Source organism: Dactylosporangium sp. CA-139066 (genome assembly GCF_050936175.1).
GTDB lineage: Bacteria > Actinomycetota > Actinomycetes > Mycobacteriales > Micromonosporaceae > Dactylosporangium.
The window spans coordinates 8,444,367-8,458,939 of sequence record NZ_JBNJNH010000001.1 but is presented as its reverse complement, the minus strand read 5'-3'; the positions used below and the strand labels follow the sequence as shown (position 1 = coordinate 8,458,939).

Annotated in this window: 13 protein-coding genes; 5 read left to right on the top strand and 8 right to left on the bottom strand. The window is 75.2% G+C overall.

All coding sequences use genetic code 11. From position 1 onward, the window contains the following. Window positions 1–8 precede the first annotated feature (8 nt). From ACQEVU_RS38705 to ACQEVU_RS38675, 7 genes are all read right to left on the bottom strand, one after another. Complete coding sequence (locus ACQEVU_RS38705; RefSeq protein ID WP_433332649.1) at window positions 9–1,571, bottom strand: regulator; 1,563 nt, start codon at window positions 1,569–1,571, stop codon at window positions 9–11. Beyond that, a complete protein-coding gene (locus ACQEVU_RS38700; RefSeq protein ID WP_433332647.1) occupies window positions 1,562–2,248 on the bottom strand; it encodes a cysteine hydrolase family protein in 687 nt (228 codons plus the stop codon). The genes ACQEVU_RS38705 and ACQEVU_RS38700 overlap by 10 nt, the downstream gene beginning before the upstream one ends. Window positions 2,249–2,259: 11 nt before the next feature. Further along, window positions 2,260–2,955 carry a biuret amidohydrolase gene (gene biuH, locus ACQEVU_RS38695; RefSeq protein WP_433332645.1) on the bottom strand — a complete coding sequence of 232 codons (696 nt, stop codon included), beginning with the start codon at window positions 2,953–2,955 and terminating at the stop codon, window positions 2,260–2,262. Further along, entirely contained in the window at window positions 2,952–4,688 is a 1,737-nt protein-coding gene (gene atzF, locus ACQEVU_RS38690; protein WP_433332643.1) for an allophanate hydrolase, read from the bottom strand. Before atzF ends, biuH begins: the two co-directional genes overlap by 4 nt. Window positions 4,689–4,755: 67 nt before the next feature. Then, window positions 4,756–5,001: a hypothetical protein gene (locus tag ACQEVU_RS38685; protein ID WP_433332641.1), complete on the bottom strand. Its 246-nt coding sequence runs from the start codon at window positions 4,999–5,001 to the stop codon at window positions 4,756–4,758. Window positions 5,002–5,018: 17 nt separating this feature from the next. Then, window positions 5,019–5,657 (bottom strand): GntR family transcriptional regulator, encoded by a 639-nt coding sequence (locus ACQEVU_RS38680; protein ID WP_433332639.1) that lies wholly within the window; start codon window positions 5,655–5,657, stop codon window positions 5,019–5,021. 22 nt (window positions 5,658–5,679) lie between these two features. Then, window positions 5,680–7,419, bottom strand: coding sequence for an ABC transporter ATP-binding protein (locus ACQEVU_RS38675; protein ID WP_433332637.1), 1,740 nt, complete (start codon window positions 7,417–7,419; stop codon window positions 5,680–5,682). 123 nt (window positions 7,420–7,542) lie between these two features. Between ACQEVU_RS38675 and ACQEVU_RS38670 the strand changes: the two genes are divergently transcribed. From ACQEVU_RS38670 to ACQEVU_RS38660, 3 genes are all read left to right on the top strand, one after another. Next, window positions 7,543–8,160: a hypothetical protein gene (locus tag ACQEVU_RS38670; protein ID WP_433332635.1), complete on the top strand. Its 618-nt coding sequence runs from the start codon at window positions 7,543–7,545 to the stop codon at window positions 8,158–8,160. Window positions 8,161–10,588: 2,428 nt separating this feature from the next. Next, window positions 10,589–10,909: a CATRA system-associated protein gene (locus tag ACQEVU_RS38665; RefSeq protein WP_433332633.1), complete on the top strand. Its 321-nt coding sequence runs from the start codon at window positions 10,589–10,591 to the stop codon at window positions 10,907–10,909. After that, the gene (locus tag ACQEVU_RS38660) at window positions 10,899–12,395 is read left to right on the top strand and encodes a CATRA conflict system CASPASE/TPR repeat-associated protein (protein ID WP_433332631.1); all 1,497 of its coding nucleotides are present in this window, start codon (window positions 10,899–10,901) and stop codon (window positions 12,393–12,395) included. The genes ACQEVU_RS38665 and ACQEVU_RS38660 overlap by 11 nt, the downstream gene beginning before the upstream one ends. Here ACQEVU_RS38660 and ACQEVU_RS38655 read toward each other — a convergent pair whose 3' ends face one another. Next, window positions 12,396–13,376: an NADPH:quinone oxidoreductase family protein gene (locus ACQEVU_RS38655; RefSeq protein ID WP_433332629.1), complete on the bottom strand. Its 981-nt coding sequence runs from the start codon at window positions 13,374–13,376 to the stop codon at window positions 12,396–12,398. A 111-nt stretch (window positions 13,377–13,487) separates the two neighbouring features. On the opposite strand from ACQEVU_RS38655, the gene ACQEVU_RS38650 reads away from it, so the two are divergent. Together ACQEVU_RS38650 and ACQEVU_RS38645 are read left to right on the top strand one after the other, a co-directional pair. Then, on the top strand, window positions 13,488–14,096 hold the full coding sequence (locus ACQEVU_RS38650) for a TetR/AcrR family transcriptional regulator (protein WP_433332627.1): 609 nt from the start codon (window positions 13,488–13,490) through the stop codon (window positions 14,094–14,096). A 303-nt stretch (window positions 14,097–14,399) separates the two neighbouring features. Next, window positions 14,400–14,570 (top strand): hypothetical protein, encoded by a 171-nt coding sequence (locus ACQEVU_RS38645; protein WP_433332625.1) that lies wholly within the window; start codon window positions 14,400–14,402, stop codon window positions 14,568–14,570. Window positions 14,571–14,573: the final 3 nt, after the last annotated feature.

Sequence of the window (14,573 nt, the reverse complement as noted above, 5' to 3'; positions counted from 1 at the left end):
GGATCCTCCTAGACGGCGGCCGGCTCGGGGGTCTCGGACTCCTCGAGCTCGTCCGGTTCCTTCGGGCGCGGGGTGGGGCGGGTCAGGGCGAACAGGCCGCACACCACCGCGATGAACAGGTACCCCAGGGCCACCGGGCCGTCGGCATTCCAGGCCACCTTCTCGGCGTGGATGAGGCCGACGAAGCTCAGCAGCGCGCCGGACGCGGCGAAGACGGCCGCGTGGATGAAGCGCTTGTCGATGACGAACGCGACGATCGAGCCGAAGACGAGTCCGGCCAGGATGGCGCCCTGGCCGAGGGTCAGCAGCCCCGTGTAGACCACGCCGTTGCCCTCCAGCGCGGCCTCGCCGACCTTCGCCGCCGTCGTGCCCGCGGCGGCCAGCGAGTTGTCGATCTGGCCCGTCGCCCACTGGGCGATGTTGGGCACGAGGGCGGCGATGACCGCGGCCGCGTGGGCCTTCGGGGTGAACTGGAACGCCTGCGCGCCGATGAGCAGGCCGATGTACAGCAGGATCGGCACGATCGCCGGCATCGGGAACACCGCGCCGAGCAGGCCGAACATGCTCAGGAAGCACAGCAGTGCGATGACGATGCCGGTGGCCATCGAGTAGCCGTTGCGGCCGCCGGCGCGCTTCCAGCCGGGGTGGCCGACGTACACCGCCGGCGGGAACGGCGAGCCCAGCGCGGAGCCGATGATGGCGCCGGCGCCGTCGGCCAGCAGGACGCTGCGCAGGTTGTAGTTGTCGCCGGCCGCCGCGGCGCTCTCCACGTTGGACATGCCCTCGGTGAAGTTGTAGACGCCGAGGGGGATCGCGGTGGCCAGCAGCGGGGCCACGTCCGACAGCCCGGACAGCAGCAGGTCCAGGTGCAGGCCGGGGACCGCGAAGCCGATGTCGTGCACCGCCGCGCTCACCGCGTTGCCGTCCATGGCGCCGCCGACCCAGCCGATCGCGGTGCCCAGCAGCAGCGCGGCGAGGCCGATCGGGAAGTTGCCGGGCAGCTTCGTGTCGGTGAGCAGGCCGATGAGCAGCAGCGCGAAGACCGGCAGGGCGACCCAGGCGAGGTTCCACATGCGGGCCGCGGGCAGCATCGAGATGAACGTGATCGAGATGCCCGCGAGCGTGCCCAGCAGGGCGGCCCGCGGTGCGTACCTGCGGATGTAGGGGCCGACGAAGGCGCCGATGAGCACGATGACGCCGATGATGAACGCCCAGGCGAGGCCGGCCTTCCACGCCTTGGTGGCGTCCTGCGTCTTCAGGTACACCGGCAGCATGATCACGAAGATGACGATGAACATGTGCGGGACGCTGGGGCCGTACGGCAGGGCGGTGACGTCGGTGCGGTTCTCCCGGCGCGCGAGGCGCCGGGCCAGGAAGGTGTAGTAGATGTTGCCGGCGACGAGCGCGATGCCCAGGGCCGGCAGGATCGCGTGGAACACGTCGTGCTCGCTGAGCTTCACCACGCCGAGGCACAGGGCGGTCAGCGTCAGCACGTTGACGAGCACGTTGACGCCGAAGCCGAAGAAGGCGTTCGTGTCGCCGCGCACCCACCACGGGATCTTCAGGTCCATGTCGACTCCTTCACGAGCTGCAGTGCGGCGACGAACGCCGGGGACTCGGCGACCCAGCCGAAGATGCCGCCCTGTGCGGCGATCATCCGCAGGCCCGTCGCCTGGAACTCCGGGAAGTAGGAGCCGACGCAGTCGGCGAGCACGAGACACTCGTACCCGCGGTCGTTGGCCTCCCGGACGGTGGTGTGCACGCAGACCTCGGTGGTCACGCCGGTGACGACGAGGCTCGTGATCCCCTTGGCGGCCAGCATGGGCCCGAGCTCGGTGGCGTAGAACGCGCCCTTGCCGGGCTTGTCGATGACCGGCTCGCCCGGGGCCGGGGCGAGCTCGTCGATGATGCCGTGGCCGCGCTCGCCGCGGATGAGGATGCGGCCCATGGGCCCGGGCGCGCCGATGCGCAGGCTGGGGTCGCCGCGGTTGAGCTTCGCGGGCGGGCAGTCCGACAGGTCGGGCAGGTGGCCCTCGCGGGTGTGGATGATCGTCAGCCCGGCCGCGCGGCACGCGGCGAGCAGCGCCGCGGTCGGCTCGATGGTGCGCCGCAGCTGCCCCACGTCGTTGCCGAGGGTCTCGCCGAAGCCGCCGGGCTCGAGGAAGTCGCGCTGCATGTCGATGACGAGCAGCGCCGTCGTGGCCGGATCAAAGACATACGGAGTGGGTGATGCGTCGAGGGTGGCCACTGTGGACGCTCCTAACAGGATGTTGCCGCGATGACGTCGAGCGACGTGGCGACGCAGCCGAAGACGCCGCCCTGCATGGTGACCATGTGCAGCGCGGCGGCGTGGTTGCCGGGGTCGGTGGCGCCGGTGCAGTCGGACAGGATCAGGCACTCGAACCCGCGGTCGTTGGCCTCCCGCATGGTCGTGTGCACGCAGACGTCGGTGGTGATGCCGGTCAGGATCAGGTGCGTGATGCCGCGCGTGCGCAGCACCAGGTCCAGGTTGGTGGCGTAGAAGGCGCCCTTGCCGGGCTTGTCGACGACGACCTCGCCCGGCGCCGGCGCGACCTCGGGGACGATCTCCCAGCCGGGCTCGCCCTTGACGAGGATCCGCCCACAGGGTCCGGTCGAGCCGATCTCGGCGCCGATCTGGGCCGAGCGCCAGCGCTTGTTCGGCGGCAGGTCGGACAGGTCGGGGTCGTGGCCCTCGCGGGTGTGCACGACGAGCATGCCGAGGCCCCGGACGTGGTCGAGCAGCTTCGCCGTGGCCGGCAGGCCGGCCCGGGTGAGCCCGATGTCGTACCCCATACTGTCGACGTAGCCGCCGGGCCCGCAGAAGTCGGTCTGCCAGTCGATGCACAGCAGGGCGGTGCGCCCGACCGGCACCTCGCCGTCGTAGGGCCAGGCGTACGGCTGCGCGCCGACGACCGGGCCGATGGTTGCGTTCATGGTCCCTCCTCGTGCCGGTGGGCCCGCCAGCCGCCGCCGGCGGTGATGTCCAGCGCGCCCGCCGCCGCGTACGCCTCGCACAGGAACCCCTGCACGACGCCACCGTCCACGGTGGACACATAACCGATCGACAGCGGCGCCGCGACGCTGCCCAGCAGCGGGCCCAGCGCCGCGGCCGGGAGCCGCCAGATCTCGACCTCGATCGGCGCGCCCTCGCCCGCGCCGGTGCGCACCAGGCCCGGCACGCCGCTGGGCAGCCGGTACAGCCGGTAGCAGTCCGCCGTCCGGGTCGTGCGCTCGTAGCGGCCGCCGAGCGCGACGAGCTCGCCGTTGCGCGACTCCCCGCGCAGGTGGTGCCCGACCACCGCCAGCTCGGCGTCCGGCGTTTCCCGCGGGTGTACCGCGGGTGCCTCGCCCAGCAGCGCCGCGCCGAGCGCCAGCAGGGTCGCCTCGGCGAACGCGGGGGCGATGAGCGAGACGCCGGCCGGGCGCCCGTCCGGGGTGTGGCCGTTGGGGACGCTCAGCACGCAGAGGTCGAGGAGGTTGGCGAACTGGGTGTACCGCCCGAGGACCGCGTTGCGGCGCAGCGGTTCGGCGGCGATGTCGTCGAAGGTGTACGTCGTGGGCACCGTCGGCAGCGCCAGCACGTCGATGCGCTCGAACAGCCGCGCGGTCGCCGCCCGCAGCTCGCGCAGCCGGTGCTGGGCGCGGAACGCGTCGGTGGCGGCGAATCGGCGCCCGCCGCGCAGGATGCCCAGCGTCAGCGGCAGGACGGCGTCCGGGTGCGCCTCGGCGAAGTCCTCGAGGCCGGCGAGGCGCTCGGCGACCCACGGCCCCTCGTACAGCAGTGCGCCGGCCTCCAGCAGCGGGCCGAGGTCCACCGCGGCGGCGCTGGCGGCGATGCGGGACAGCGCGGCGCCCGCCGTCACGTAGCGCTCGGCCTGCCCGCGGTCGCCCTCGAAGTCCAGCGCGTCGGGGCGGGCGAGCCCGAGACGTACCGTTGCCGGGGCCTGGCTTCTGGCGGGACCGGTCCGGGACCACGGGTCGCCGTCGTGCGGGGCGGCGGCCACGGCGAGCACCGCGGCGGCGTCGGCGACGTCGAGGGAGAAGACGGAGACGCAGTCCAGGGAGCGGCAGGCGGGGACGACGCCGAGCGTGCTGAGCAGCCCGCGGGTCGGCTTGAGCCCGACGATGCCGTTCAGGGCGGCCGGCACCCGGCCCGAGCCCGCGGTGTCGGTGCCGAGCGCGAACGCGACCAGCCCGGCGGCCACCGCGACCGCGGAGCCGCTGCTGGAGCCGCCGGCGACGAGGCCGCCGCCGTAGACGCTCTCCACCGCGCCGTACGGCGAGCGCGTCCCCGTCAGCCCGGTCGCGAACTGGTCGAGGTTGGTCTTGCCGACGAGCATCGCCCCCGCGTCCAGCAGCCGCTCGACGACCGGCGCGGTGCGCGCGGGGGTGTAGGCGAACTCCGGGCAGGCCGCCGTGGTCGGCACCCCGGCGACGTCGATGTTGTCCTTGACCGCGAACGGGATTCCGTACAGCGGCAGATGCTCCTTACCCTGAAGCTCCCGCGCCCGCCGGAGCAGCGCCTCGGGCTCGACCCGGCTGATCCACACCCCGGCGGGCGCCTCGGCGGCGGCGGCGCGCTCGGCCACGTCGGCGGGGCGCAGGTCGCCGCGCCGGTAGGCCGTGCTGAGCGCGGCGATCCCGGATCGGGTGGCGGTGCTGGTCATACTGTCGATTGTCGACAATCCTGTTTCGGTCGCCGTCCCGCGATGTAACGCATTGATGTCCGACCGTTCAAACCCCGGGCCGGGCCCTCGCGGCGGCGCGCACGAGGTTGCGCAGGCCGCGGCGGCAGAAGAACGGGACCATCACCCGGAACGTGACCAGGCGTACCACGGGCAGGCGCATCCGCAGGGGCGCGCCGGTCATCGACGTGCGCCGCAGGTGGGCCGCGGCGTCCTCGGCCGCCAGTTCGGGGCGGTGCGCCCGCGGCTCGCGTTTCGAGCGGTACGCGTCGGCCGCCGCGAGGATCCGCGCCACGGAGAACCCGGCCCCGCTCAGGCCAGATACGAACGCGCCCCGTGCTCGTCCAGGGCGGCCCGCACGGCTTCCGCGTCGCGGGAGGAGACGGCGTCGAAGAGCCGCTCGTGGCGGTGCACGCCGTCGTGCGGCCGGGCGACCTCGGCCTCGCGGCGCAGATTCATCGCCATGTACAGCTGGATCTTCACCAGGATCGACTCGTACACCAGCGTCAGCTGCCGGTTGCCCGCGAGCGCCACGACCGCGACGTGGAACTCGCGGTGGGCGTTGGCCACGTCGAAGCGGTCGCCGCGCGCGTCGGCCTCCTGCATCGCCTTCACCGCCGCGGCGACCCCGGCGAGGTCGGCGTCGGGCGGGGTCGTGGCGACCGCGTGGTGCTCCAGGACGTCGCGGACCGCGTACAGCTCGCGGATGTCGGCCTCGGACAGGATCGCCACCCGCACGCCCCGGCGCGGCATGTGCTCGACCAGCCCGCGCTGGGCCAGCAGCCGCAGCGCCTCCCGCAGCGGCGCGCGGCTGATGCCGAAGCGGCGGGTCAGCTGCTCCTCGACCAGGCGCTCGCCCGGCTCGACGCCGCCGCCGAGGATCTCCCGGGTCAGCCGGGACACCGCGAGCTCGACCAGGCTCGCGCTGGCCAGCTCACCGTCGTCCCTCATCGGCACAGTGTGGCAGACAGGCTCAGACGGACTGCAGGCCGTGGAGGCGGGCGAAGAGCCCGCCGGCGGCGATCAGCTCGGCGTGGGTGCCCAGCTCGGCCAGGCGCCCGCCGGCGAGGACGGCGATCCGGTCGGCGTTGCGGATCGTGGCCAGGCGGTGCGCGACGACGAACGTGGTCCGGCCGCGCATGAGCCGGGTCAGCGCCTCCTGCACCAGCGCCTCCGACTCGCTGTCCAGGGCCGACGTCGCCTCGTCGAGCAGCAGCACCCGCGGGTCGCGCACCAGCGCCCGGGCGATCGCCAGGCGCTGGCGCTGCCCGCCGGACAGCAGCGCGCCGCGCTCGCCGACCATCGTGTCCCAGCCGTGGGGGAGGTCCTCGACGAACTCGAGCGCGTTGGCGTCGCGCAGCGCCCGGGTCACGTGCTCCTCGGTGAGGTTGCGCCGGCCGTACGTCACGTTGTCCCAGATCGTGCCGTCGAACAGGACGGGCTCCTGGGGCACCACGGAAACGAACTTGCGGTATGAACGCAGGTCGATGCGCTCCATGTCCTGCCCGTCGAGCAGGACCCGGCCCGCGCTCGGGCGGATGAACCCGATGAGCAGGTTCAGCATGGTCGACTTGCCCGAGCCCGACGGCCCGACGAACGCGACCGTCTCGCCCTCGGCCACGCTCAGGTCGATGCCCTCCAGCGCGGGCGCGGCGGCGTCGGGGTAGCGGTAGCCGGCGCCCTCGAGCACGATCGCGCCGCGCACGGCCGCGACCCGCTGCTTGCCCTCGTTGAGCTCCAGGTCGGGGGCGGAGAGCACCTCGCCGATCGAGCGGATCGACTCCAGCCCCTTGGTCACGATCGGGGCCAGCCCGAACAGGCCGATGACCGAGCTGGTGAGCACGGCGAAGTACGTGCTGAGCAGCACCACGTCGCCCGCGCTCACCGGGGCGACGCCGCTCCACGCGGCCCAGCCGGCGCCGATGAGGCACGCGGCGCCGAGCAGCTGGTAGGTCACCCACGACATGGCGCCGAACCGGCCGTTGATCATGTCCAGGCGCAGGCCGGCCGCGCGGACGTCCTCGACCGTGCCGCGCAGCCGGTGTACGGCCTCCTGCTCCAGCGCGTGCGCCCGCGTGATCGGCATCAGGTGCGCCATCTCGTCCACCCGCGCGGAGAGCTCCTCGACCCGGCGCCGGAACTCCTCGTTGCGCGCCCCCGAGCGGCGCCGCACCATCGCGACCAGCGCCGCCGTGCACGGCACCACCAGCAGGAACAGCGGCACGAACGGCGGCACCCGGACCGCGGTCAGCGTCAGCGCGCCCAGCAGCGTCAGCACCGCCGACGTCCCCGACGCGGCCACCTGCTGCAGCATCATCTCGACGTTCTCGACGTCGCGCACGACCTTCGTCTGCAGCAGGCTCGCCCCGGCCTTGGTGTGGAACGCGATCGACAGCTGCTGCAGCCGCCCCGCGAGGTCCGAGCGCAGGTCGGTGCCGAGGTGGCGCACGATGAGGCTCATCTGCCGCACCCACAGCATGTGCATCGGGATGTTCTGCAGCAGGATCACCGCGAGCACGCCGGCGTTGAGCCACAGCTGCGCGACCGGCCGATGCTGCACCACGACGTCGATGATGTTGGCCGTGATCAGCGGCAACAGCCAGATCGGGCTGTCCTTGACGGCGAAGGCGAGGGTGGCGAGGGCAAGGCGCGCGCGGCTCGGTGCGAGCAGCCGCAGCAGCGTACGGACCGGCCGGCGGCCGTCGAACTCCATGCCTGCCATTCTTTTGGTACCCGCCACGGCCACGGAAGCGTGCACCGCGTCACAGCGGGCTCCTCGTTCCTGCCTGGACGTAGGGGGCGGAAATTGTCGTACGCGGGTTGTAGCCTGCTGGTCATGACGCAGCCACCGTATGGATCCCCCAATCCGTATGGGCAACAGGATCCGTACGGACAGCCGTCGCCGTACGGGCAGCCGGTGCCCTACCAGCAGCCCGACCCGTACGGTCAGCCTGCGTACGGTCAGCCCGCGCTGCCGCCGCCACCCATGTCGGCGCCCCCCGCCTCGGGCCAGCCGTATTCGACGGCCTACCAGATGCCCCCGGTGTCGGGCGCCCCGGTGTCCGGCGGCTACGACCCCTACGGCCAGGCCGCCTACGCCCAGGCCGCCGCCTACCCGGTCCCGATCGCCATGGCCCAGGCCTACGACCCGCTGACCGGCCAGCCCTATTCGGACAAGAGCAAGCTCGTCGCCGGCCTGCTGCAGCTGCTGCCCGCGATCGTCTTCCTGGTCGGCGGCATCGGCCGCCTCTACGCCGGCAACATCGCCCTGGGCGTGACCCAGCTGATCCTCAGCATCACCGTCGGCTGGCTCTGCGTCATCTGCGGCCTCTTCCTGCTCGGCGTGCCGTTCATCATCGCCGGCGGCCTGTGGCTCTGGTTCGTGATCGACGGCATCATGATGCTCGCCGGCCGCCCGGTCGACGGCCAGGGCCGCCCACTGCGCCCCAACTGAGCCCGCCGGCCGCTCAGCGCCACCGCCGCGCATCGAGCAGGATGTCCGACGGCCCCAGGAAGCAGTGCCCGAGCACACAGCGCAGGCGCACATGCTCGACGGGGCCGTCGGTGCTTGCGAGGTGGCCTTCGGAACGTTTGGTCGCGGGGAGGCCGCATTCGGGGCAGTCCACAAGGTTCGTCTCCATGCCGGCCCTCACGCACCGCCGCCCGCGCGCGGCTCACTTCGGTCGCCAACCCGACCCCCGTCGACTCGCCATTCGTCGGCCGCGTGCGCCCGGTGTCGGCTGCTTGGTATCCGCGTCGCGTCGCCTTGTGTTCGCCTTTCGCTCTCGTCCCGTGCCGGCGCCGTCCGGGTCCGCGTCGCGCCGCCCCGTGTCGCGCCGTTTGGGTCCACGTCGCGCCGCCCGCGTCTGCGATTGGTCCGCGCTGTCCGCGCGGCCGCGACTGGTCCGCGCCGCTCGCGCCGCTTGCGCCGTCCGCGCCCTCTGCGTCGCGCCCTCTGCGCGGCGCTCTCCGCGTCGCACGTGCCGCGCCCCCGCGCTGTCCGCGCCGCGCGCCCGCGCTGTCCGCGCCGCCCGCGCCCCACGCTCGAGTCCGCGCGGCACCGCCTGCTCGCGCCCGCGCCCCTCCGCGCCCTCCGCGCCGCGCCCCCGCGTCATCCGCAAGGCGCCGCCCGTGCCTACGCTCGCGTCGGCGCGGCACCGCCTGCGCCGCGCCCGCGCCGCGCCGCGGCCCTGCGCCGCGCCCCCTGAGCTTCCGCGTCGCCCGCGTCGCGCCCCCCGCCGCCCGCGCCACGCCCGCGCGGCGCCGCCCGCGCCCACGCCCGTGTCCGCGCTGCGCCGCGGCCCCGCGCCCCTGCGCCATCCGCGCCGCGCCCTCGCGCCGTCCGCGTCGTCCGCGCCCACGCCCGCGCTGCGCCGCCCGCGCCCGTGCTGCGCCGCCCGCGCCCCCGCGCCCATGCCCGCGTCCGCGCGGCACCGCCTGCGCCGTGCCGTCCGCGCTGCGCCGCGCCCCCGCGCCCCCGCGCCGTCCGCGTCGTCCGCGTGGCACCGCCTGCGCGCACGCGCCCCTCCGCGTCGTCCGCATCGCGCCTCCGGGCCGTCCGTGCCGCGCCGTCCGTGCCGCGCCGTCCGTGCCGCGCCGTCCGTGCCGCGCCGTCCGTGCCGCGCCGTCCGTGCCGCGCCGTCCGTGCCGCGCCGTCCGCGCCGCGCCGTCCGTGCCGCGCCGTCCGCGCCGCGCCGTCCGCGCCGCGCCCTCGCGCCGTCCGCGCCCACGCCCGCGTCCGCACGGCACCGCCTACGCGCCCGCGCCCCTCCGCGTCGCCCGCGTCGCGCCCCCGCGTCGCGCCCCCGCGTCGCGCCCCCGCGTCGCGCCCCCGCGTCGCGCCCCCGCGTCGCGCCCCCGCGTCGCGCCCCCGCGTCGCGCCCCCGCGTCGCGCCCCCGCGTCGCGCCCCCGCGTCGCGCCCCCGCGTCGCGCCCCCGCGTCGCGCCCCCGCGTCGCGCCCCCGCGTCGCGCCCCCGCGTCGCCCGCGTCGCCCGCGTCCGCGTCCGCGCGGCACCGCCTGCGCCCCTCCGCGCCGCGCCCTCCGCGCCGCCCGCGCCGCGCCCTCCGCGCCGCCTATGCCCGCGTCCGCGCTGCGCCGTCCGCGCCTATGCCCGCGTCCGCGCGGCACCGCCTGCGCCGTGCCGTCCGCGCTGCGTCGCGCACCCGCGTCGCGCCTCCGCGCCGTCCGCGCCGCGCCCCCGCGCCCCCCGCGCCGTCCGCGTCGTCCGCGTCCGCGCGGCACCGCCTGCGCGCGCACGCGCCCCTCCGCGTCGTCCGCGTCGCGCCTCCGCGCCGTCCGTGCCGCGCTCCCGCGCCCCCCGCGCCGCGCTCCCGCGCCGTCCGCACCGCGCCGTCCGCGCCCATGCCCGCGTCCGCGCGGCACCGCCTACGCGCGCCCGCGCGGCACCGCCTACGCGCGCCCGCGCCCCTCCGCGCCGTCCGCGCCGCGGCCCCGCGCCGCCCGCGTCGCGCCCCCGCGTCGCGCCCCCGCGCCGTCCGCGCCCCCGCGTCGTCCGCGCCGCCCGTGCCCGCGCGGCACCGCCTGCGCGCGCCCGCGCTCCTCCGTGCCGCCCGCGCGGCACCGTCTGCGCGGCACCGTCTGCGCCGCCCACGCCCGCGCCGCGTCGTCCGCGCCGCCTACGCCCCCATCCCGCGGCCGCACAGCCATGTCCGCGCCGGCCCGCGTCTGCGATTGCGGCCGAACCGTCCTCGTTGCCCGCGCCCGCGACTGCGTCGCGCCGTCTGCGACTGCGTCGCCTGCGGCGTCCGGGGCCGGCCGGCCGTGTCGGCGGCGGCGCTGTTGTGGGCCAAGCGAGACCCTGGAATGGGTCATGGGTTCGGCCGACTCCGCGCGCGGCGCCCGCTTTGTACAGTGGCGGCCATGGACCGCCTCGATGCCGAAGCGACCGACGACGCCCTGCGCGTGCTGCGGGACCTCGCCGCGTGGGAGCTGACGCCGCACGCCTGGGAGCGCGCCGCCGCCTTCCTGGAGCGCATCGCCGACGCCCTGGAGACCGATGACGCGTACGCGCTGCGCCGCGCGGTTGCCGGCCTGGAGTCCACGGTTCGTGTCAAAGCGCTGCGCATCGGCAGCGACGACGTGCGCGGTGTGCCGCAGGTCGTCCTCGAACGACAGATGGCCCTGGTGCACGCCCTGGTCGAGCGCCGCGCGGCGCCGGAGGGTGGCGACCGTGCTCGCTGAGCACGAGCTCGTCGCGCACCTGTTCGCGCCGCTGAGCGGGCCGGGTGTGGACGCGGCGGTGGCGGGCCTCGAGTCCGTCTGGGGTGCGTGCCGTGACGAGCTGGGCATGACGCGGGGGATTGCGGCGGCCGGGCTGCCGGCGCGGTGGCCCGTGCAGTACACCGAAGGGCCGCTGGCCGGGCTGCAGGACCCGCCGGCCGACCACCAGGCGATCCTGCGCCGCGAGCGCGACGCGCTGAACCTGTCGCTGGTCATGGCGGCCCCGCTCGGCGGGCCGGCGCCGACGTGGCGGGAGCTCGCCGGGCGCTGGTCGCTGCTCGGCGCCGACGCCGGGGCGCTGCTCGGCGTGGTGACGATCTTCCAGGCCAAGTCCGGCGGGGGCTCGCCCGCGGACGAGCTCCCGGCGCGCGACGGCGACGCCCGGGGCTGGTGGACGGCTCCGGTCACGATGGACGGCTTCACCGTCTTCGAGACCGGCCCGGTCGGGACCGCCGCCGATCGGCGCCTGGTCGTGCTCGGCCGCCCCGGCGAGGACGAGGCGCTCAGCCGCTTCACGTGGAGCGGGGGCGACACCGCGCTGCCGCCGCTCGGGCGCTATCTGATGCATGCCGCCTGGCTGCGCTACCACGCCCGGGTCCGTGGCGACGGCGAGGACCTGCGCCGGCTGCGGGAGGACCCGGCGGCCGGCGCCGACGTGGCGTACACGCTGGAGCGCCTGCGCCTGCTGCGCCGCGCCGTCGAGATCACGCAGGCGAACATGACCGCGGCGCTGGGGACGCTGCTGCCGGCCGACGCCGCGCTGTCCGAGTGGCTGACGGCCCAGCTTGCCGACGACCTGGAGCACCTGTCGGCGGCCCAGGAACGCCTCGACCGCGTGGGTGCCGTCGTGCCGCCGCCGCCTCCGCCGCCCGTGGAGGACGGCCGGATCGAGTTCCGCATGATCTTCGGGGTGGACGTGATCGGGTACAGCGGCCGCTCGGCCCCGGAGCAGGAAGCCGTGCAGGCCCGCGTCGCGGCGCAGGTCGAGCGCGTCCTCGAGCGGCTCGGCGTCGCGAGCCCGGAGGCGTCGCGCCAGCCCGCCGGCGACGGCATGATGGTGGTCCTGCCGGCGTCGGTCGAGCTGCACCGGGCCCTGCCGGCGCTGGTCCACGGCTGGCGCTCGGTGCTGGCCGAGGACAACGCCGCCCACCCGGGGCACCGCATCCGGCTGCGCCTGTCGGCGACGGCGGGGCCGATCGCGACGGCCTCGATGGGGTACAGCGGCAGCGCCATCGTGGAGGCCGGCCGCCTGCTGGACGGCCGCCCGCTGCGCGACGCCGCCACCGACCGGCCGGACGCCGACGTGGTCACGATGATCTCCGACCGCCTGTATCAGGACGTGATCGGCGAGGGGCACCCCGGGCTGCCCGGACGCGAGTTCGTGGGGTGCGAGGTGGAGAACAAGACGTACAGCGCGAAGGCCTGGCTCTGGACCGGCCCGAGCTGATCAGGGCACCAGCGCCAGCTTGCCGACGGTTGACCGTGATGCCATGTCGGTGAGCGCCCTGGCGCCGTCCGCGAGGTCGTACACCGTGGGCGGCTCGGGCGTGAGCACCCCGGCCCCGATGAGTGCGAACAGCTCGCCCATCACCTCGCCGAAGACGTGCGGTGCGGCCTGGATCAGCATGCCGATGTTCAGCCCGATGAGGTGGATCTGGTGCCGGTACACCAGGTCCCAGTTGCTGATCGCGGCGTCCCCGCCGGCCGTGCCGTAGACGACGACCCGTCCGGTCACCCGCTTCGCCGACGCCAGGCCGGCCTCGAAGGTGGCGCCGCCGGCCGACTCCAGCACCAGGTCGACGCCGGCGCCGCCGGTCAGCTCCCGCACCTCGTCGGCGATGGCCGGGCTGCGGGAGTCGAGGACGTGGTCGGCGCCCAGCGCGCGCACCGTTTCGTGCTTGCCCGCCGAGGCGGCGGCCAGCACGGTCGCGCCGTAGTGCTTGGCCATCCGCACCGCGGCCCGCCCGGTCCCGCCGGCCGCAGCGTGGATGAGCACGGTCTCGCCGGCGGCGATCCGCCCGAGCGGGCGCAGCGCCGCCAGCGCCGTCGGCCACGCCACGACGAGCCCCAGCGCCTGCTCGTCGGCCCAGCCCTCGGGCACGGGCACCGCCGCGACCGCGGGCAGCACCATGTACTCGGCGAACGCCCCGCCCCCGATCCCCGCCCCGACGACGTGGACGCCGGGTCGCAGCCCGGTCACGTGCTCGCCGACGGCGACGATCTCGCCGGCCGCCTCGAACCCCGCCACGTACGGGGGCCGCGGCCCACCGGGAAACGCGCCGCGGCTCTGCAGGATGTCCCCGAAGTTGACCCCCGCCGCGGTGACCCGGACGAGGACCTCGCCCGGGCCCGCCACGGGCACCGGCGCGTCGGTGACCAACCGGAGATCCTGTGGCCCGTTCAGCGAGGTCTGCTGCAGCGCACGCATGCCGCCCGCCCTTCCTGTCTGATTATTTATCGAACGACCAAGAAGCTCTCACGGTGGGCGGCCGCGGGTCAAGGTAAACTTGATCGAACGACCAAGAAAGGCGTACCCGAGATGCCAGCACGCGGCCGCCCGCGCGGCTTCGACCCGGACACCGCCCTGCGCCAGGCGCTGGACCTATTCTGGGAGCACGGTTACGAGGGCACGTCCCTGAGCGACCTGGCCGCGGCCATGGGCATCGCGTCGGCGAGCATCTACGCGTGCTTCGGCAGCAAGGAGCAGCTGTTCCGGCAGACGATGGCGCTGTACGGCGCAACCGCGGGCGAGCCGCCGAGGCGCGCGCTGCGCGAGCAGCCGACGGCGCGCGCGGCGGTCCACGCCATGCTCCGCGCCACGGCCGACCAGATCACCCGCCCGGACGCGCCGCACTACTGCATGCTGATCCTCGCCGCCCCGACGGGCGCCGTGGAGAACCACGCCGTGCGCGAGTTCCTGGCCGACCGGCGCCGCGACATGTACGCCACGATCCGCGCCCGCCTCGCACAAGGCGCGACCGACGGCGACCTCACCGCCCCGGAGTCCAATTTGGACGGTATCGCCCGCTACTACACGACCGTGGTGCAGGGCCTGTCGATCCAGGCCCGCGACGGCGCCACCCGAGCCGACCTGGAAACGGTCATCACCTGCGCCATGGCCGCGTGGGAGACCCTCGCCACCCCTTGATCTTGGATTGCCGCTGTCAAGCATCACGCCGTTGCCCGGACGGTGAGGTCGGCGTGAAGCTGCGTTTCGGAATGGCGGCGGCCGACGCGCCCCTGTCGCTCGTCTCGGCGAGCACGCCGGTGCAGGACCGGGTCGACTTCACCATCGCCGCGGTCCGCGTGCACAACGCCGGCGCCGCCGTGAGCTCCGTCCACCTGCGGCTGAAGTTTCATCATAGACCCGGGCGCGTTCAACCCGATCGAGTGGGACAACTACCGCGACCAGAGCCCCTGCCACGTCACGTCGCCGGGCTCGTTCGACGCGGTGCTCGACTGCGACTACGCGGTCAGCGTCGCCGCGGGCGGCAACGCCGACATTCCGGTGCACGCGTTCGTCCAAGCGGGCAACCGTACCGAGACCGCGCCGGCGCCGCGCGTGCAGGTCTTCGTGGGCGACCCGGCGGCCGGCCAGAGCCTGACCACCGGCCCGGTCTAGCGG

Bases quoted from the DNA above. Each gene is read 5' to 3' on its own strand.
- ACQEVU_RS38705 (WP_433332649.1), bottom strand. From the start codon at position 1,571: ATGGACCTGAAGATCCCGTGGTGGGTGCGCGGCGACACGAACGCCTTC.
- ACQEVU_RS38655 (WP_433332629.1), bottom strand. From the start codon at position 13,376: ATGCGTGCGCTGCAGCAGACCTCGCTGAACGGGCCACAGGATCTCCGG.
- ACQEVU_RS38665 (WP_433332633.1), top strand. From the start codon at position 10,589: ATGGACCGCCTCGATGCCGAAGCGACCGACGACGCCCTGCGCGTGCTG.
- ACQEVU_RS38650 (WP_433332627.1), top strand. From the start codon at position 13,488: ATGCCAGCACGCGGCCGCCCGCGCGGCTTCGACCCGGACACCGCCCTG.
- ACQEVU_RS38670 (WP_433332635.1), top strand. From the start codon at position 7,543: ATGACGCAGCCACCGTATGGATCCCCCAATCCGTATGGGCAACAGGAT.
- ACQEVU_RS38675 (WP_433332637.1), bottom strand. From the start codon at position 7,419: ATGGAGTTCGACGGCCGCCGGCCGGTCCGTACGCTGCTGCGGCTGCTC.
- ACQEVU_RS38680 (WP_433332639.1), bottom strand. From the start codon at position 5,657: ATGAGGGACGACGGTGAGCTGGCCAGCGCGAGCCTGGTCGAGCTCGCG.
- biuH (WP_433332645.1), bottom strand. From the start codon at position 2,955: ATGAACGCAACCATCGGCCCGGTCGTCGGCGCGCAGCCGTACGCCTGG.
- atzF (WP_433332643.1), bottom strand. From the start codon at position 4,688: ATGACCAGCACCGCCACCCGATCCGGGATCGCCGCGCTCAGCACGGCC.